General features: G+C 45.1%; 18 protein-coding genes and 2 pseudogenes. 13 read left to right on the top strand and 7 right to left on the bottom strand.

The annotated features are described in order from the left end of the window. The first annotated feature begins 1 nt into the window (after position 1). The 4 genes and pseudogenes from AC5RDS_RS02010 (at position 2) to AC5RDS_RS01995 (ending at position 3897) form a co-directional block, all read left to right on the top strand. Positions 2-541, top strand: coding sequence for a flavodoxin family protein (locus AC5RDS_RS02010; RefSeq protein WP_195457642.1), 540 nt, complete (start codon positions 2-4; stop codon positions 539-541). Positions 542-564: 23 nt separating this feature from the next. Then, positions 565-762, top strand: a pseudogene (locus AC5RDS_RS02005) (acyltransferase); the annotation flags it as partial. 118 nt (positions 763-880) lie between these two features. Next, a complete protein-coding gene (locus AC5RDS_RS02000; RefSeq protein ID WP_494222188.1) occupies positions 881-1942 on the top strand; it encodes an alpha/beta hydrolase in 1062 nt (353 codons plus the stop codon). A gap of 231 nt (positions 1943-2173) precedes the next feature. Continuing rightward, positions 2174-3897, top strand: a pseudogene (locus tag AC5RDS_RS01995) (DNA polymerase III subunit gamma/tau). 22 nt (positions 3898-3919) lie between these two features. On the opposite strand, the gene AC5RDS_RS01990 reads toward AC5RDS_RS01995, so the two are convergent. After that, positions 3920-4675, bottom strand: coding sequence for an SDR family NAD(P)-dependent oxidoreductase (locus tag AC5RDS_RS01990; RefSeq protein ID WP_022160367.1), 756 nt, complete (start codon positions 4673-4675; stop codon positions 3920-3922). Positions 4676-4786: 111 nt separating this feature from the next. Between AC5RDS_RS01990 and porT the strand changes: the two genes are divergently transcribed. The 7 genes from porT (at position 4787) to AC5RDS_RS01955 (ending at position 11463) form a co-directional block, all read left to right on the top strand. Continuing rightward, positions 4787-5509, top strand: a complete 723-nt coding sequence (gene porT / locus AC5RDS_RS01985) for a type IX secretion/gliding motility protein PorT/SprT (RefSeq protein ID WP_013611414.1) — start codon at positions 4787-4789, stop codon at positions 5507-5509. A 27-nt stretch (positions 5510-5536) separates the two neighbouring features. Next, the gene (locus AC5RDS_RS01980) at positions 5537-7078 is read left to right on the top strand and encodes an NAD(P)/FAD-dependent oxidoreductase (RefSeq protein WP_172719882.1); all 1542 of its coding nucleotides are present in this window, start codon (positions 5537-5539) and stop codon (positions 7076-7078) included. A gap of 127 nt (positions 7079-7205) precedes the next feature. Then, positions 7206-7475: an HU family DNA-binding protein gene (locus tag AC5RDS_RS01975; protein WP_013611412.1), complete on the top strand. Its 270-nt coding sequence runs from the start codon at positions 7206-7208 to the stop codon at positions 7473-7475. Positions 7476-7541: 66 nt separating this feature from the next. Then, positions 7542-8096, top strand: a complete 555-nt coding sequence (locus tag AC5RDS_RS01970) for an NUDIX hydrolase (RefSeq protein WP_494222187.1) — start codon at positions 7542-7544, stop codon at positions 8094-8096. A 17-nt stretch (positions 8097-8113) separates the two neighbouring features. Beyond that, entirely contained in the window at positions 8114-8785 is a 672-nt protein-coding gene (locus tag AC5RDS_RS01965; protein WP_013611410.1) for a TrmH family RNA methyltransferase, read from the top strand. A 19-nt stretch (positions 8786-8804) separates the two neighbouring features. After that, on the top strand, positions 8805-9533 hold the full coding sequence (locus AC5RDS_RS01960) for a hypothetical protein (protein ID WP_013611409.1): 729 nt from the start codon (positions 8805-8807) through the stop codon (positions 9531-9533). 19 nt (positions 9534-9552) lie between these two features. Further along, complete coding sequence (locus tag AC5RDS_RS01955; protein WP_013611408.1) at positions 9553-11463, top strand: dipeptidyl-peptidase 3 family protein; 1911 nt, start codon at positions 9553-9555, stop codon at positions 11461-11463. Positions 11464-11584: 121 nt separating this feature from the next. Here AC5RDS_RS01955 and tpiA read toward each other — a convergent pair whose 3' ends face one another. From tpiA to AC5RDS_RS01940, 3 genes are read right to left on the bottom strand one after another with little or no spacing between them, the layout of a single operon-like run. Further along, positions 11585-12352, bottom strand: a complete 768-nt coding sequence (gene tpiA / locus AC5RDS_RS01950) for a triose-phosphate isomerase (RefSeq protein WP_013611407.1) — start codon at positions 12350-12352, stop codon at positions 11585-11587. A gap of 55 nt (positions 12353-12407) precedes the next feature. Continuing rightward, on the bottom strand, positions 12408-13655 hold the full coding sequence (locus tag AC5RDS_RS01945) for a BT_3928 family protein (protein ID WP_013611406.1): 1248 nt from the start codon (positions 13653-13655) through the stop codon (positions 12408-12410). A 13-nt stretch (positions 13656-13668) separates the two neighbouring features. After that, entirely contained in the window at positions 13669-14220 is a 552-nt protein-coding gene (locus AC5RDS_RS01940) for a DUF1599 domain-containing protein (protein WP_118103364.1), read from the bottom strand. A 256-nt stretch (positions 14221-14476) separates the two neighbouring features. Between AC5RDS_RS01940 and folP the strand changes: the two genes are divergently transcribed. Then, entirely contained in the window at positions 14477-15259 is a 783-nt protein-coding gene (folP, locus tag AC5RDS_RS01935; protein ID WP_229091337.1) for a dihydropteroate synthase, read from the top strand. A gap of 114 nt (positions 15260-15373) precedes the next feature. On the opposite strand, the gene AC5RDS_RS01930 is transcribed toward folP, so the two are convergent. The 3 genes from AC5RDS_RS01930 to AC5RDS_RS01920 form a co-directional block, all read right to left on the bottom strand. Then, positions 15374-15928 (bottom strand): RNA methyltransferase, encoded by a 555-nt coding sequence (locus AC5RDS_RS01930; RefSeq protein WP_013611403.1) that lies wholly within the window; start codon positions 15926-15928, stop codon positions 15374-15376. Positions 15929-15936: 8 nt separating this feature from the next. Continuing rightward, on the bottom strand, positions 15937-17268 hold the full coding sequence (gene miaB / locus AC5RDS_RS01925; RefSeq protein WP_013611402.1) for a tRNA (N6-isopentenyl adenosine(37)-C2)-methylthiotransferase MiaB: 1332 nt from the start codon (positions 17266-17268) through the stop codon (positions 15937-15939). 374 nt (positions 17269-17642) lie between these two features. Continuing rightward, on the bottom strand, positions 17643-18575 hold the full coding sequence (locus AC5RDS_RS01920; RefSeq protein WP_013611401.1) for a DMT family transporter: 933 nt from the start codon (positions 18573-18575) through the stop codon (positions 17643-17645). 276 nt (positions 18576-18851) lie between these two features. Here AC5RDS_RS01920 and AC5RDS_RS01915 point away from each other — a divergent pair, with 276 nt between their 5' ends. Continuing rightward, complete coding sequence (locus AC5RDS_RS01915) at positions 18852-19316, top strand: GNAT family N-acetyltransferase (protein ID WP_118576904.1); 465 nt, start codon at positions 18852-18854, stop codon at positions 19314-19316. Positions 19317-19350: the final 34 nt, after the last annotated feature.

Here is a 19350-nt window from a genome sequence, read left to right as displayed (position 1 = left end):
CATGCCGAAGAATATTCTGATTTTATCGTCCAGTCCCCGTCGTGGCGGCAATTCGGACACGCTTTGCGATGAATTTATGCGCGGAGCCATTGAGAGTGGAAACCAGGTAGAGAAAATTTTCCTGCGCGACAAGAATATACATCCTTGCACGGGGTGCAGCGTATGCAGCCGGTATAAGAAGCCCTGTCCGCAGAAAGACGATGCGGCTGAGGTGATTGAAAAGATGCTTGCGGCAGATGTCATCGTGATGGGAACACCGGTCTATTTCTATGCCATGAGTGCTCAGATGAAAATGATGATAGACCGTTGCTGCGGACCTTATACCGAAATGAAGAATAAGGAGTTCTATTTTATTGCCACGGCTGCCGAAGAGGATGAAACGATTATGGACCGTATCGTTGCCAATTTCATGGGATTTCTCGATTGTCTGGAGAACCCGACGGTAAAGGGAACGCTGTTTTGCGGCGGTGTATGGCATGCGGGAGAAATTAAGGGAAGCCCGAAATTGCAGGAGGCATACGAAATGGGCAGACTGGTATAGGGAAAGGAACGGATTATGACACTTTTACCATTCTGCGGGGGGTGACCGTGGGTGACAATGCCATTATCGCCGCCGGATCGGTGGTGACGAAAGATGTGGCGGCCAATACGGTTGCAGGAGGCGTACCGGCAAGGTATATCCGTGACATTGACAGGAACGAAAAGCCTGATTATCCTTGTCCGTCTGAAACGGGAACGGTGGATAAAAGAAGTATGGGATAATCTCTATGATTGGGGTTATACAATCTGTAATCCATCTACCGGGCCTCTTTGCTGGGCGCTGTAACTTTGCGATGTGAAAAGAAAACAAGAAACAGTAATCATTAAAATCACATCGGTTATGAAACGGATAACTTTTTTAACGGCCGCTTTCCTCTGCCTCTCCGGTTTGACGGAAAGCCCGGCACAGGACACTCAAAGTAACAGGAATATGGAAGAATTGAAACTGACACAGGAATGGGACAAAACGTTCCCGAAGAGCGATAAGGTGAACCACAGTAAAGTAACCTTTGTCAACCGTTACGGCATCACGCTCGCTGCCGACTTGTATGTACCGAAAACGACCGCCGGGGGAGAACTGCCGGCTATCGCTGTCAGCGGTCCGTTCGGTGCCGTGAAGGAACAATCGTCGGGGCTGTATGCTCAGACACTTGCCGAACGGGGTTTCCTCACGATTGCTTTCGACCCCTCGTTTACAGGTGAGAGTGGCGGACAACCTCGCAGTGTGGCTTCGCCGGACATCGATACCGAAGACTTTTCGGCAGCGGTGGATTACCTGGCGACGCGTCCGGATGTGGATGCCGGGCGTATCGGCATCATCGGCATCTGCGGCTGGGGAGGTTTTGCCATCAATGCGGCAGCCAACGATACGCGTATCAAGGCAACCGTGGCCTCCACCATGTACGATATCAGCCGCTGTACGGCGAACGGTTATTTCGATGCTGCCGACAATGCGGACGCCCGTTATAAAATGCGTCAGGAGTTCAATGCCCAGCGTATGGAAGATTATCGCACCGGCACTTATCCCCGCACCGTGATGAATCCTAAGCCTGCCGGCGACGCACCACAGTTCATGAAAGATTATTATGACTATTACAAGACCGAACGAGGCTATCATCCCCGTTCCATCAACTCCGGTCTGGGATGGAACAAGACCTCCTCACTGGCTTTTGTCAATGCTCCTATACTTGCGTATGCCGATGAAATCCGCAGTGCCGTGCTACTCATTCATGGCGAAAAAGCCCACTCCCGTTATTTTAGCGAGGATGCCTTCAGGAAGCTGAAGGGTGACAACAAGGAACTGATGATTATTCCCGGAGCCGTGCATACGGATTTGTATGACCGGACGGACATTATTCCGTTCGACAAACTGGAGGAATTTTTCGATGAATACTTAAAATGAATTACAAACCGGGAGCAGAAGTACCGGGCTTATTCGGATGATTATGCCGAGGTGCAGCCTTTTATTGTAATGAAATTAAAAATACCTGCTGCCCCGATGATGGCGGCAGGTATTTTTTCCGGTGAGAAAATCCACAAAAATGGGTGGAGAATTTGCGAATACGCCGAAAGCTTACTATTTTTACAGCCCGGACGGAGTGAATCCGTTATTTGGGTATATTGTTGATTGTTTATGGAAAATTTTATTGTTTCGGCGCGAAAATACAGGCCTGCAAGTTTCGATACGGTGGTGGGGCAGTTGGCTATTACTTCCACTTTGCGGAATGCCATTGTGAACCATCAGTTGGCTCAGGCCTATCTGTTTACCGGTCCCAGAGGGGTCGGTAAGACGACTTGTGCCCGTATTTTTGCGAAAACGATCAATTGCCTGAATCTGCAGCCCAATGCAGAGCCTTGTAACGAATGCGAATCCTGTAAGGCTTTCAATGCCGGGCGTTCGTTGAATATTCACGAATTGGATGCCGCTTCCAATAACAGCGTGGACGATATCCGCGGATTGGTAGAGCAGGTGAGGATTTTGCCTCAGGTAGGGAAATACAGCGTATACATCATCGACGAAGTGCATATGCTCAGTACTTCGGCTTTCAATGCTTTCCTGAAGACATTGGAAGAGCCGCCTGCACATGCTATTTTTATTTTAGCTACCACAGAAAAACATAAAATATTACCCACGATATTGTCCCGTTGTCAGATCTATGATTTTAATCGGATGAAAGTGGGAGATACTGTCGAGCATCTGAAGTATATTTCGGCAAAGGAGGGGATTACAGCCGAGGAAGCCGCTTTGGACGTGATCGCTCAGAAAGCCGACGGAGCTATGCGTGATGCGCTCTCTATTTTCGATCAGGTGGTCAGTTTTTGTGGCAAAAACCTGACTTACGAAAAGGTCATCGAAAACCTGAACGTGCTCGATTACGATTATTATTTCCGTTTGACCGATTTGTTCAATGCCGGAAAAGTGGGGGAAGCCTTTTTACTTTTCAACGAGATCATCGGAAAAGGATTCGATGGCGGGAATCTGATTGCCGGCTTAGGAAAGCATTTCAGGGATGTATTGGTTTCTAAAGATCCGGCAACCGTCCAATTACTGGAGGTCAGTGCGGGAATAAAAGCACGCTATGCCAAACAGGCGGCGGATTGTCAGGTAGATTTTCTATACGAAGCTTTGAAGATCGTTGAACAATGTGAAATGCAATACAAAGTACGCATGGAAAAGCGGCTGTGCATCGAATTGGCATTGATCAAACTCTGCCAGATCAATGAGCTAAAAAAAAAAATCTGAGGGCTTCTGAGGTCGGTTTTCTCCTGAAAATAGAAGGTTTTGCGGGTAAATTTCAGACGGCAGCTAATGCTTCAGAAGGGGGACAGGCTGTCGCTACTCCTAAACCGGTCAGGCATTTTGCTGAAAATGACCGTCACCGCCCCGATGCTTCTTTTAAAATAAAGGATTCCCTGAGGCAAATCAGCCAAACCCAGCCTGTCGTCAAAGTGCAGAAAACAGAGGTGCAACAATTCAAAGTAGAAGCCCGTGATGTGATCGACGAAAGGAAGGTCGTGGCTGCCCTGGAGCGTTATATACAAGATCATCGTCCTGAACCGACGGTTGCCATAGCTCTCAAGACCCATCGGCCGGAGATCGACGGTGAAAATATTGTTTTAGCAGTAGATAACCAGTTGCAACAAGATAAGCTCGAAGCTTTAAAAATGCATCTCCGGAATGTACTGATGAAATTGTTGAACAATGGCTTTATCACCTTGTCATTTAAGTTATTCGACGATCAGAATTCGACAGAAGAAAAAAAATTATTCACTGCCGGAGAAAAATTCCGGCATTTTATAGAACTCAATCCCGTCGTTGCAGACCTGAAATCGATATTCGGGTTGGAGCTCGATTAAAAAAAGTAAAAGGCTTAACCTTTTACTTTCTATCTACGTCTCTGGAGTTGGCTTGGGCGGTAGGCATGATGACGATGTCGTTCAGGCAGACGTGGGCCGGACGGGTGATAGCGAAAATGATGGTCTCGGCAATATCCTCGTTGGTCAACGGAGTCATACCCTGATATACTTTGTCGGCAGCCTCTTTATCTCCTTTGTAGCGCACGATGGAAAATTCGGTTTCTACCATTCCCGGGGCGATATTGGTTACTTTAATATGATGTTTCAGCATATCTGTCCGCATAGCCCTGGACAAGGCATCCACGGCATGTTTGGTTGCACAATACACGTTTCCTCCGGGATATACTTCTTTTCCGGCGATGGAGGCCAGATTCACGATGTGACCCGTATTCCGGGCGATCATCAGGGGGGCTACAGCACGGGTGATGTATAACAGGCCCTTTACATTGGTATCGATCATTCTTTCCCAATCGTCGAGGACACCCTCCTGGATGGGAGCGACTCCCACTGCCAAACCGGCATTATTGACCAATACAGAGATATCCCTCCATTTCCCCCCGAGATTTCGAATGGCTGTCTCGACTTCTCCGGACTGACGGATATCGAAGGCTAAGGGGAGTACATCGGCTCCTTTCTGGCGGATACTTTCAGCCAGTTCTTGTAAACGGTCGTTTCTCCGGCCTGTAATGATTACATCGAATCCGGCTTCCGCAGCTTTTAAAGCTGTTGCCTGGCCGATACCGGAAGTAGCTCCGGTGATTAATGCTATTTTATTCATCTTTATCGTATTGTAAAATGATTATCCGAATGATTCACAAACTTACAATTTTTAGCTTTAAAATCGGACAAGATTTGTTGAAAAGAATCAAAATAACTACTTTCGTTCCGTATGTTGAATAAAGCGTTCTATATAATCCTATTCCTATCCTTATCCTGTTGCGTGCAGGCCCAGAAAATAATGCGGAATACCAGTCTGTTGAATTATCAGCGGGGTGACCGGACCGTATTACATTTCGGTTTTAGCCTCGGGATCAATTATATGGACTATAAAGCCGTCTTGTCGGGAGCCAATGGATGGAGGGCGGAATCGGGCAAACTGGATGTCGGATTTCTGGTGGGTATTGTTTCTGAACTGAGATTAGGTGATGATTGGGGGCTGAGATTTTTGCCGGGACTGGAATTCGCTACCTGTTCGCTGGTGTATACGCAGGTGCCGGAGGTTGAAAATAACAAACAATATGCTTATAATGAGTCGGTTTATGTCTCTTTGCCGTTGATGTTGAAATACAAGGCCAAGCGGATTAATAATTTCCGTCCCTTTATTACTGCAGGAAGCAGTTATAAATTCGATTTTCAAAAACACGATAAGATCGATCCGGACAAGTCGGTTTATTTCCGAACCCGTAGAGGGGATGTTTTTCTGGAAATGGGAGCTGGTTCGGATTTTTACCTGCCTTATTTCAAATTTGGAATAGAGTTGCGTTTTTCATTGGGATTGACGGATGTATTGGTACATCGGCCTGATCCCAAAAATCCGGGATATGAGGATTATACACAATCTTTAAGTAAACTACGTGCCCGGATTTTCACGATTTGTTTTAATTTTGAATGATATTCAGCATTCTTATTTATCAGAGATATGTATACAGAAATTCAGATCAGAATAAAGCCTGAGCAGGCAGGTGTGGAGGAGACATTGCGGCAAATCGCTGCCCGGGTTGCAGGAGTCGGTGCAGAACGGATCTGCCGGGTAGATATTGTCCGTAAGTCGATCGATGCCCGGCAAAAAGAAGTGATGTTCAACCTGGTCGCCGGACTTCATATCGACCGTATCGAGGAGAAAGAAAAGGTTTTCGTTCCGGCTTACCGGGATGTGTCCGACAGAGAAACGGTGGTCGTGGTCGGTGCAGGGCCTGCCGGTTTATTCGCAGCTTTGCGTTTGATCGAACGTGGTTTCCGTCCTTTGGTACTGGAAAGGGGAAAGGCTGTCGAAGACCGGAAAAAGGATTTGAATGGTTTATATAAGACCGGGATGGTAGATGAGGATTCTAATTTCGGTTTCGGGGAAGGAGGAGCCGGGACTTTTTCCGATGGAAAACTCTATACCCGTTCGAAGAAAAGGGGAGATGTACGCCGGGCTATGGAAATTTTGGTCTATCATGGAGCCAATCCTGCTATTCTGGTCGAAGCCCATCCGCATGTCGGAACCGACAAATTACCCGGAGTGATCGTCAATATCCGTAAAACTATTCAAAAACAGGGAGGAGAAATTCGTTTCGGTTGCCGGGTGAGCGATCTGATAATCCGTGAAAACAGTATACAAGGAGTGATTGCCGGAGGACAGGAAATTGCGAGCCGTCATGTCATATTAGCTACCGGCCATTCGGCCCGGGATATTTATCGGATGTTGCAAAGGCGGGGGGTACGGATGGAGCCGAAAGATTTTGCCGTCGGATTGCGTTTAGAGCATTCCCAGCAGGAGATCGATCGCATCCAATATCATACCCCGGAAGGGAGAGGCAAATGGTTACCTGCTGCTGAATATAATTTTGTCACCAATATAGACGGACGGGGAGTATATTCCTTTTGTATGTGTCCGGGTGGGGTAATCGTACCTGCGGCAACGGGGCCGAACCAACAGGTCGTCAATGGAATGTCCTCCTCCTACCGGAATACCCCCTGGGCAAATTCAGCTATGGTGACAGCTATCGGCCCGGCCGAATTGGAAAGTATGAATTACCGGGGATTATTTGCCGGCATGGTATTTCAGGAAGCCTTGGAACGACAGGCATGGGAGGAAGGGGGCGGTGGGCTTTTCGCTCCTGCTCAGCGGTTGACCGACTTCCTGGCCGGAAAGGACAGTAGCACTTTGCCGGCGACGTCTTATAAACCGGGAGTACATACTTCTGCTATCAGTGAATGGTTGCCCCGGATCGTTTATCGGCGTTTGGCGGCCGGACTGCAATATTTCGGACAACGGGCCAAAGGATTCGTATCCGAACGGGCACTTTTGCTGGGGGTAGAAACCCGTACCTCTTCTCCGTTGAGAATTCCGCGCAATGAGCAGCTGATGCATCCCGAGATACGAGGGTTATATCCTTGTGGTGAGGGGGCTGGATACGCCGGAGGAATCATTTCGGCAGCCATGGATGGCGAAAAATGTGCCGAAAATATCTTCTGAGCAGAAAGCCTGTTATTTTTTTTGAAAAAAATGGATTTTTTTTTTGAAAAGTATTGACATCCTCAATAAAATTGCTACATTTGCCTTTAGAGAGAGGTTTAAAATTCTAACCCTAAAAATTAATATTATGAATAAAGCTCAATTAATCGACGCTATTGCTGAAAAGGCAGGTTTAACAAAAGCAGATTCTAAAAAAGCTCTGGAAGCTTTCGTAGAAACAGTTGGTGAAGCACTGAAAGGTGGTGATAAAGTGGCATTGATCGGATTCGGTTCTTTTTCTGTATCTGAAAGAAGTGCTAGAAGCGGTAGAAACCCACAGACTGGCAAAACGATTACTATTCCGGCTAAGAAAGTTGTTAAATTCAAAGCAGGCGCTGAATTGGCAGAAAAATTCTGATCAGGAAATTAAGATAAAAGAAGGGGTGTTTCGAAAAAGCACCCCTTCTTTTGTATGGGATTGTATATGGAAAAACAGAAAATAGAGAATTGGAAGGTACTCCGTTCGGAGTATATCGCCAGAGAACCCTGGTTTACAGCCCGCCGGGATGAAGTGCAATTGCCGAACGGTAATGTCATTCCTACTTATTATGTATTGGAATATCCGGCCTGGATTTGTGTGATCGCTCTTACTAAGGAAGGGGGGATGATCATGGAAAGACAATACCGGCACGGAATCGGACGGGTTGATTATGAATTGTGTGCCGGGGTTGTAGATCCTACAGATGCCAGTCCTTTAGAAGCAGCCAAACGGGAATTACTCGAAGAAACCGATTTCGGAAACGGAGAATGGCAGAGCTACATGATCATAAGTGCGAATCCCGGAACGCATAATAACCTGACTTATTGTTTCTTGGCTACCGGAGTGGAGAAGGTGATGGAGAGGCATCTCGAACCGACCGAAGACATTGTGGTGGAAGTATTAAGGCCGGAACAAGTGAGAACTCTCTTACTGAAAAATGAAATCATACAGGCGACTCACGCAGCTCCCCTTTGGAAGTATTTTGCTGAGAATCGTTGAATCTTGTTGTGTTTATTATGAAATCCATCAAAGAACAAGTAGAATATTTACGGGATTTTGTCGTCGATGAAAAAAATGCTCTGTTCGATCGGTTGATACAGGAGCGGACCGATTATGTAACGGTTGTGTTGGAAGATTTATTTCAATCGCATAATCAAAGTGCGGTGATGCGCTCGGCCGATTGTTATGGGATACAACATGTCCACCTGATCGAAAACCGGAATTCATACGATATGACTTCCACAGTTTCGCAGGGTGCGCGGGATTGGCTGTCTATTCACCGGCATAAAGAACTGGAAAACAATACCCAGGCTACGATCGATCAGTTGAGGGCCGAAGGTTATCGTATCTTGGCTACGACTCCCCATGCCAACGATATTTTTGTAGACGATATCGATTTGGAAAAAGGGAAAATGGCTTTTTTCTTCGGGACAGAATTAACCGGTTTGTCCGATTTGGTTATCGGACAGGCAGATGAATTTGTAAAAATACCGATGTATGGGTTTACCGAAAGTCTGAACGTGAGTGTTTGTGCGGCTATTACGATGTACAGTGTTACCCGTCGTTTGCGCGGGAGCGGTATCGACTGGCATTTATCCGATCGGGCGAAGGATGAAATCTTATTCAAATGGTATAAAAATGCCATCAAAGCTTCCGGCGAAATTCTGGAAAGATTCAATGAAGAATAGGAACAGAAAACTTCGGGGTATGAAATGGTTTTGGATTCTGGGGGTACTATTGGGGGCCGGAGGGCCGGTGCGGGCACAAATGGATAGTGTTGTCATCTGCTTGGAAAAAATCAAGACGGCGACCGAAGATTCGGTACGCTTGGAATATGCCGGCGAGATCGAATATTTTATACGGTCTTCGGCTTTCGGTAGTTATCGGACTGAAAAGCCTGTGAAATATTTGGGGTATAAGAGATCGGACGATGCAGGGATCGAGTTGTTTTCCTGGGCCGTACCTCTGCGCGAAGGGCAGGCCTTTTATAATTTATTCCGCTTTAAAAATCCGGAGCGGAGTTACCTGATCAAAGCGTTGCCCGGAGATCGGATGGCTTGGTTGTTTTATGATTTTGTCCCTTTCGAACATCAGAAGCAGGGGTATGTACTTTTGCTGGGATGGTCGAAAACCCGGAATACCAACCGGAAAGCGGTATGGGTGGCCTGTTTCCATCCCGACGGAACGGTCACTTATAATCATCCTCTTTTGAGAAAAGGAGAGAGCAGAAGTGCTTCTCTGACCTTTGAATATGCGCTGGATGCGAGTATGCTTTTGAAACAAGATAAAAACGGAAAACGTATCCTTTTCGATCATCTTGCTCCTACAGATCCGAAATATGAAGGCTATTTTATGTTTTATGGGCCCGATGCTTCCTGTGATGCTCTGGTTTTAAAAAAGGAAGAGTGGTGGTATGAAGAGAATCTGACCAATTAATTCAACATATACAAGACAGATGGAAGAAGATAAATTTAATTTTTTAACAGAACAATTCGACGATATAAAAATTCTCCGGTATCAGGTACCGGCTTTCGGGCAACTTCCATTACGGGAAAAGATCTTTGTCTATTACCTGAGTCAGGCTGCTTTGGCAGGCCGGGATATACTATGGGATCAGAATAACCGGTATAATTTGCGTATCCGGAAGATTCTGGAACGGATTGTCCGGGAATATCCCGGGGATCGGAATACCGATGAGTTCGGGCGTTTTCTGATTTATACGAAGAAGGTGTTCTTTGCCAATGGCATCCATCATCACTATTCTATGGATAAGTTTATCCCTGGTTTTTCTAAGACTTATTTTCAGGAATTGTTGGCGTCGATCGGTATTCCGGAGGTGTTTCCCGAATTGGAACGAGTTATGTTCGACTCCGGTTATATGGCCAAGCGGGTGGTTTTGGACGAAGGGAAAGATTTGATCCGGGCTTCGGCTAATAATTATTATATGAATGTAACCCAGCGGGAAGTCGAAGAATTTTACCGCACTTCCGGTGAAGAGGATTCCTGTCCGGTATCCCGGGGATTGAATTCGACCCTGGTCAAAGAGGAAGGGGTAATCCGGGAAGCAGTCTGGAAAATAGGAGGAAAGTACGGTCAGGAATTGGCCCGGGTCGTAGCATGGCTTGAAAAAGCGATACCCTATGCTTATAACGAACAGCAGCAGAAAGTAATTCGGTTATTGATCGATTACTATAAAACGGGAGATTTAAAACTTTTTGACCGGTATTCGATCGAATGGTTGAAAGAGGATCAGGCCCCGGTCGATTTTATCAACGGGTTTATAGAGGTATACGGGGATCCTCTGGCTTATAAGGCCAGTTGGGAATCGGTGGTGGAGATCGTCGATCAGGAAGCCGGAGAACGCACCCGTAAACTGGCCGGAGAGGCACTGTGGTTCGAACAGCATGCCCCTATTCGCGAAGAATTTAAGAAACAAGAAGTGAAAGGCATCACTGCTCGTGTTATGCAGGTGGCTATGCTTGGCGGAGATTGTCATCCGGCTACTCCGATAGGGATCAATTTGCCCAATGCCGAATGGATCCGCGAACGCTACGGAAGTAAATCGGTGACTTTGGACAATATCACTTATGCCTATGATATGGCAGCTAAATCTTCCGGGATGATCGACGAGTTTGCCGGTTCGGACGAAGAAATTCGTTTGGCTCGTGAATGGGGAACTATCGGGAGTAATGTGCATACCGATCTTCACGAATGTCTGGGTCATGGGTCGGGAAAAATGTTGCCGGGTGTGACTACCGAAGCATTGCGTAATTATTATTCTACGATAGAAGAAGCCCGGGCGGATTTGTTCGCCCTCTATTATATCATGGATCCCAAATTGGTCGAACTGGGAATTATCCCTTCGTTGGAAGTGGCTAAAGCGGAATACAACAGCTATATCCGGAACGGTTTACTGGTACAACTCACCCGCATTAAATTCGGAGACCGGCTTGAGGAATCCCACATGCGTAACCGCCAGACGATAGCCGCCTGGGCTTATGAACAGGGGAAAGAAGCGAATGTAATAGAGAAAGTGCAAAGGGCAGGTAAGACCTATTTTATCATTCGTGATTTCGATGCTTTAAGAGTACTTTTCGGGCAATTGCTGGGAGAAGTACAGCGGATCAAATCGGAAGGAGATTTCGAGGGAGCCCGGAAATTGATCGAGACCTACGGAGTAAACGTCGACCGTCGGTTACACCGTGAAGTGTTGACCCGTTACGAAGCTTTGGGAGTGGCTCCATATGCCGGTTTTATCAACCCTGAATATCGCCTCGTCGAACAAGATGGAAAAATTATCGATGTCGGAATCACTTATCCCGACGACTTTCTGGGACAGATGATGGGGTATGGGGAAAAAAGGTAAAAGGATGAAAGGCTATAGGCTAAAAGCAAAAAAGCTATAGGCTTTGGGTTTTCTTACCTTTTGTCTATAGCTTTTAATGCTTCTTCGCCTTTAGCCTTTAGCTTCCTTGCCTTTAGCTTTTTTAATGCTTCTGCCGTGCCGTAATGATAGCCATAAAATCGTCGGCTTTCAGGGAAGCTCCGCCGATAAGGCCACCGTCGACGTCTGCCTGACAGAATAGTTCGTCGGCATTTTTGGGGTTGCAGCTTCCGCCGTATAAGATCGAGGTGTTGTCGGCTACTTCTTTACCATATTTGTCGGCGATGGTTTTACGGATAAAGGCATGCATTTCCTCAGCTTGTGCAGAGGTGGCTGTTTTGCCGGTACCGATAGCCCACACCGGTTCGTAAGCTACGACGATGTGTGCGAACTGATCGGCAGAGAGGTTGAATAAACCGTTTACCAATTGAGATTTTACTACTTCGAAATGTTTGCCGGCTTCCCTCTCGGCTAAAACTTCTCCGACGCAGAAAATGACATCCAGGTTATTTTCCAGGGCACGTTGTACCTTCTTAACCAGGATTTCATCGGTTTCTCCGTAATAGCTTCTTCTTTCAGAGTGACCGAGAATGACATACCGGCTTCCGGTAGAGGCCACCATAGCTGCGGATACTTCACCGGTATATGCTCCGGAGACTTCTGTAGCGCAGTTTTGTGCAGATACGGCAATGACTGCAGGATCTACCATTTTACTTACTTCGGCCAGATGAATGAAAGGGGTACCGATGATGACCTTCACATCCTTTGCATTAGCAGCTTTTACTTTGCTGTTTACCTCTTTAGCCAGTTCAATCCCTTCCTGCAGGGTTTTGTTCATTTTCCAGTTACCGGCAACAATTTTTTTTCTCATGATTCGTTGTTTTAAATTGCTTTATATTCTTTAATTGTCAGTTTGATTTCTTTCTTTATTTTATCATCCTTTTATATTTCCGGATTATATAGAGAAATATGCAGGCGATATAGAGCATAATCAGGCTGTAGATCAGATATCTGTCTGTGATAGCCTGTTGTTCTTGCAGGCAATAGGAAGCTAAGTCTTTGTTCTGTAATTCCTCCACTTCCGGCAGATCCCGGTGGCCCCATTTGTCGAGGATAGTCCCCTGACGTAAAAGGATCAAGCCGGGGTTCGAGCGTACGATCGTTTTCAACTGTATTTCATCGGTTGAACAATAATCATAATTTACCTGATGAGCTTCGGTATATTTCCGGATATCATCGGCGGCAGAAGCACTCAAACCATAAAACCGGTAACCTTTATCTTTGGCATATGCTGCCAGTCGGTTCAATTTTTCCTGATTTTCAGGATCGGTTTTATTGATGTTGTAAGCGATAACCAAAAAGGTATATCCATTATCTTCTAATACTTCCTGGGTGATGTCTCCCAATTCCGGATGTTCGATGACGAAATCATGAATCGGAGCTTTATATCCTTCTTTGATCAGTTTCTGATCCGAGCTGACATATTCCCAGTTTACGGTATCTTGCCAGGGATAGTTTTCTTCTGTAAAGTCTTTTACTTCTCCTGTCTGTTTGTTTTTGTATTTGAGCGTAATCGCATATTCGTCATGCGGAGCTCCGTCGGGGATGGCCATACCCTCGGAGATATTTTTACCGATAGCATAGGGACGGAAATCCACGATAGGCAGGTGACGGAAAGAGTACCATTGTACACAGAACATGAAAATAACCGTCCCCACTAAAACCACAGTTTGTTCCAGAAAGTTGAAAATCGGTTTATACTTATCTCTTGTGTAAAAGATAACTAATGTCATCGCCAGCAGAATGATATTTTTCCAGAAAGTTTCCCAATTGGTTAAGATCAGGGCATCCCCGAAACATCCGCAGTCTGTGACCGGATTCTTGATAGCCAGGATCAGGGTGAGAGGAGTAAAAAATCCCATAAACAAAATGGCTCCCCAGGCAGCTGTTTTTATCTTGATATTCAGGAACAGACAGATACCGATAAGAAATTCTGCCATAGAGAGCAAGAAGGAGAAAAACAGGGTACTGAATCCCATCCAACTCATGCCGAAAGCATTGAAATAATCGGTGAACTTGTAGTCTGAACCGAGCGGGTCCACTCCTTTTACAAAACCAGAATAAATAAATACAATACCGACTAAAATACGGCAGATATTTCTCAATAATTTCATATGGTTGTGTTTATTATAGATTGACATTTTCTACAGTCAGCCGGATCAAAGCGAATACGGCATAATTGATCATATCGTAATAGTTTGCGTCGATGCCTTCCGAAATTAAGGTGTTGCCCTGATTATCTTCGATCTGTTTCGTACGGTTGATTTTCATCAGGATCAGGTCGGTATAAGAACTGGTCCGCATACTTCGCCACGCTTCACCGTAATCGTGATTTTTATCCAGCATCAGGGCTTTGGCTTTTTGAAAATAGTTTTCATATAATTGGGAAATCCGTTGCTGATCGGTCGGGATATCTTCTCCCGGTCCTAATTCCAGCTGAATCAGCCCCATGATGGAGTAATTGACGATACCGATAAATTCAGGGACAATCCCTTCGTTGATTTTGCAGACCCCTTTTTCTTCGATACTCCGGATCCGGTTGGCTTTAATAAATATTTGGTCGGTGATCGATGTCGGCCGTAAAATTCTCCAGGCCATTCCATAGTCGTGCATCTTTTTGGTAAAGATATCGCTGCATGTTCCGATCACTATATCGTATTCTCGAGCTGTTTCAGGCATAGTGTTAAATAATTAAAAACGTACCGATAAAATCGGGTTTATAGACTTTACAGACAAAATAAAAACGGTACGATAAATTTGTTATTATTTTGAACGTGTAAAATTAATGAATAGATTTGAGAAGTAAAAAAGATTGAGGTGAAAGATTGAGGATTAGAAAGAAAGATGGAAAAGAAAAAAGAACTATAATAAATTGAAAGCATTGAAAACAATAAAGTTAGGAAATCAGGAATTGGATTTTACTGTTCCGGTAGTGATGGGGATACTGAATGTAACTCCAGACTCTTTTTATGATGGTGGAAGATACCTGAGTGAGGTAAAAATTGTCGAACGCATTCATCAGATTATGGATGAAGGGGCGGATATGATCGATGTCGGGGCTTATTCTACCCGTCCCGGAGCCGATTATGTAGACGATCGGGAAGAAATCAGACGTTTGTTGCAGGCGGTGGAACTGATTCGGAAACATTATCCGGAGGCGATCGTTTCGATCGATACTTTCCGGGCAAAAGTAGCCGAAGAAATCGTCGCTGCTCAGGGACCTGTTATCGTGAACGATATTTCGGGAGGAACGATGGATGAGGGGATGTTTGATTATGTGACCCGGACCGGTGTGCCTTACATCATGATGCATATCCAGGGGACTCCACAGACGATGCAGAAAAATCCTCATTATGAAAATATCGTAAAAGAAGTAAGGAAATTTCTGACAGATCGGATCGCTTGCCTGAATGCCGAAGGTTTTGATAATATTATTCTGGATCCCGGCTTCGGTTTCGGTAAGACTTTGGCACACAACTATGAGCTGATGAATGGGTTGGAGCATTTTCAGGACCTCGGTTATCCCCTGTTGGTCGGAATTTCCAGAAAATCGATGATTTACAAATTGCTGGGTAATTCACCGGCAGAAGCATTGAACGGTACCGCTGTGTTGAATACGGTCTCTTTACTGAAAGGAGCGAATATTTTAAGGGTGCACGATGTCAGAGAAGCTTGTGAAGCGGTAAAGATCTTCAAGGCATTGTCCGGAGAAATGTAATGCCCCATTTTTGGTAACTGGCTTTCCTTGCAGAAACCGATCGGAAGACCGGCGGAGTTAAAGTTCGGGTTCAGGACCGAAGTGTGTGACTTCGCCGGTCAGCCTTTGGGGCTTTTAATCGGTTTTCAGGGTTCCCAGAAGAGGAGCGATGATTTGCCAAAGGACGATCCCGACAGTCACCGAGATATTGAAAGAGTGTTTCGTCCCGAATTGGGGAATCTCTATACAACCGTCGGACAGATCGATTACCTCTTGTTGCACCCCCTTGACCTCATTCCCGAAGATCAGCGCATATTTCTGACCGGGTGACAGAGAAAAGTTTTCCAGCGAAGTGGTATTTTCGGCTTGTTCGATGGCAAAAATCCGATAACCTTCCTTTTTCAACCGATCGACCGCTTCTGTGGTATCTTTGACATATTCCCAATCGACCGCATCTTCGGCTCCCAGGGCAGTTTTATGCACTTCCCTGTTTTCCGGAGTGGAGGTGATACCGCAGAGAAAGATTTTTTCGATGCGGAAAGCATCGGAGGTTCGGAAGACCGAACCTACATTATTCTGACTGCGGACATGATCCAATAGGATGACCACCGGGAGCTTGGGAGCTTTTTTGAAGGCTTCGGTACTGATCCGGTTCAATTCTTCGTTTTGTAATTTTCGAAAGTTCGTCATGGCGTCTCTTATTGTGTGTTGGCAATTTCTCCGATGAGTGTGGCGGAAGTACAATCCTTGATTTTAACCTGAATCAAAGAACCGATCGGAATATTTTTAGCCGGAAAAACGATTACTTTATTCTGACTACTCCGTCCGAACATCTCGTCGGAGCTCTTTTTAGATACGCCTTCTACCAATACTTCGAAAGTTTTACCGATATCGCGGCGGTTACTTTCCAGCGACCATCCGGTTTGCAGGTCGATCAGTTCCTGCAGACGCCTGCCTTTCGTGGTTTCGTCGATGTTATCCGGGAGGCTTTTGGAAGCTTGGGTACCGGGGCGTTCCGAATATTTGAACATATATGCCAGATCGAACCCCACTTCCCGCATCAATTCCAGTGTTTGCCGGTAATCTTCTTCGCTTTCGTTATGGAAGCCCACAAATACATCTGTCGAGATGCCGCAATCGGGGACGATGCGGCGAATGGCAGCGATCCGGTCGAGATACCATTCCCGTGTATATTTGCGGTTCATATCTTTCAGGACAGAATTACTTCCCGATTGTACCGGCAGGTGAATGGCTTTGCAGATATTGGGCCAACGGGCGATCGTTTCCAGGGTTTTATCGCTCATGTCTTTGGGATGTGAGGTGGCGAAACGAATCCGCATATCCGGGACCGTACGGGCTACTAATTCCAGAAGAGCCGGAAAGTCGACCCTCGTTTGTTCGTCTTTATAAAGATAGGAATTGACGTTTTGTCCCAATAAAGTGACTTCTTTGTATCCCCGGCGTTGCAAATCGATCACCTCGCCGACGATACTGTGCGGACTCCGGCTGCGTTCCCGTCCACGGGTATACGGGACAATACAGTACGTACAAAAATTGTTACATCCCCGCATGATAGATACGAAGCCCGAAATCGCCGTCTCGTCTATGCGCGAGGGGCAAATGTCTTTATAAGTCTCGGTGGTAGAAAGTTCGATATTGATGGCTTTTTTGCCTTGTGCTGCCTGTTCGATCAATAGAGGCAGGTCCATATAAGCATCGGGACCGACGACGATATTGACATTTTTCTCTTCTTCGAAGAGTTTCGCCCCCAGGCGTTCGGCCATACAACCCATCACGCCTACCAGGAGGTGAGGGTTGCGTTTCCGGATTTCCGAGAATCCCTGTACCCGGCCTCTTACCCTTTGTTCGGCATTTTCCCGTACAGAACAAGTATTCACCAGAATGACATCCGCTTCGTTCTTATCGGTTGTATGTTCGAAGCCGGCGGCGGTCAGAATGGCTGCTACAACTTCGCTATCAGCCACATTCATCTGGCAACCATAGGTTTCTATATAAAATTTTTTTACCATAATTTTTGTTGTTTCTTTCTCTCCGAATAGATCGTCCTATTGTTTTTAATCTACCGCAAAAGTAATATTTTCAAATGGAAGAGCTGTCTGATTCATAAATTTTATGGTTGAATGACTAGCGCGGGAGAATAATTCGTTTAAATTTGTGGGATGGATAGAAAACGTATATATTATATGGTTAGTTTTCATCGTTTGATTCATTATCAACTCAATGGTCAACTGCACCATATGGATACGTTTGCCGTGCGTGGTTAACGATACAAAGATACGAATTTATCTTATTTATGTCTTTATAGACTGCATACTTCCCACAAAACATACAGTCTATGGAAGACGTGTTTGTGATTTTCGGTCACTGTTCGTGTTATTAAAAATCATTTTTTTCTTTTGATCGGGAGTCTGGGAAATAATTTCCTGAAACGCACCAGATAAATGGTAATATTTCCTCCTGCAATAATCAGAGTGACTGCGAGAATAATCATCAACATACCGCAACTCAACCGTAGTGTCAGGGATTCTCCGAAAACGACTACTCCGAAGAAGACAGCGGTCAAAGGCTCTAAAGCCCCCAAGATAGCTGTAGGGGTGGAACCGATATATTGTATGGCCTGGGTAGTACAAAGAAATGAAATCGCCGTTGGAAAAATAGCTAAAGCGATCAGGTTACCCCACAAATACCAGGTTTCAGCCACACGAAGACTTTGGCCGAAATCGACCCGGACCAAAAATAAGACTAATCCAAAGAGTAAAACATAGAAAGTCAACGAAAGCGTCGCTAAATTCTTCAGGGTCGACTGGTTCACTCCTACAATATAAATAGCATAGGATAGGGCAGAAATCATCACCAAAATAATTCCTGTCAGATTAAGTGTGCTACCGTCACCGCTTTTATATAGCAGGCCGATACCTCCCAAGGCCAGTAAGATACATAATACTGTCGGTAAGGTTAATTTTTCTTTAAATGCGATCCACATGATCAATGCAACCAGGATAGGATAGACAAACAACAAAGTGGAGGCAATACCGACATCCATATAATTGTAACTCTGAAACAATGCCAGCGAGGAAAGGGCTACCAGTAATCCCATTATGATCAAGGGCAACACTTCTTTACGTTTCAGCTTAAAACTTCTCCCCCTTGCCACGATCATCATCCCCAACACGGGTATGGCAAAAAGATAACGGAAAAAAAGAACCGAATCCGGATTCATACCTGCTTTATACAACGGCAAGGCAAATAACGGATTCATCCCATAAGTGGCCGCTGCAACAGCGCCTAAAATATACCCCTTGGCTTTTACGTTCATAAAATTGAATTTTGTGGTCAAAAATAATTCATTTTTAGTTATCTTATCAGCAACAGGCAAAATTTATCGAGGGAATTAGAGTTACAAGAATTAATAGAATTACAGGAGTTATAAAGGGCAGGATACACCTTTTATAACTCCTTCTTCCAACAAGTAATGAATCAAAAACAGTACCGACAGGTAAGCAGGAGGTAGTAAATAAAACTATAAAGACTTATATTATGTGGTATTTTTCGTAACTTTGCCTGTCGTTTTACATATTGCATTCACTTAAAAATGAAAATAGAAAAATTGCAATCCTTATCAGACGAAATTTTAGATGAATTATTGATCGTATGGGAAAAATCAGTACGTAGTTCTCATCATTTTCTGAAGGAAGAAGATATCGAATACTTCAAACCCTTAGTGAGAGACCAATATTTCCTGGCGGTCAAACTGTTTGTCATACGCAATGAGAACGGAAGGATTGCCGCATTTATGGGATTAAGCGATAATATGCTGGAAATGTTGTTCGTACTGCCCGAAGAGCAAGGACACGGCTACGGTAAAGCATTTGTGGATTATGCCATCAACAAATGTAATACCTATAAAGTGGATGTTAATGAAGATAACACACAGGCTTACCGATTTTATTTGCATATGGGTTATAAGGTTATAGGACGGGATGAATTTGATTCTTTCGGTAAATCTTTCCCTATTATACATTTACAGCAGCCGTCTCTTCCGGATTCAAAACTTTGAATTTATGCACTACAATATCGGATATGGTGAATGG

The sequence above is a fragment of the Odoribacter sp. genome (assembly GCF_985060555.1).
This window is presented reverse-complemented; position numbering and strand designations above follow the sequence as displayed.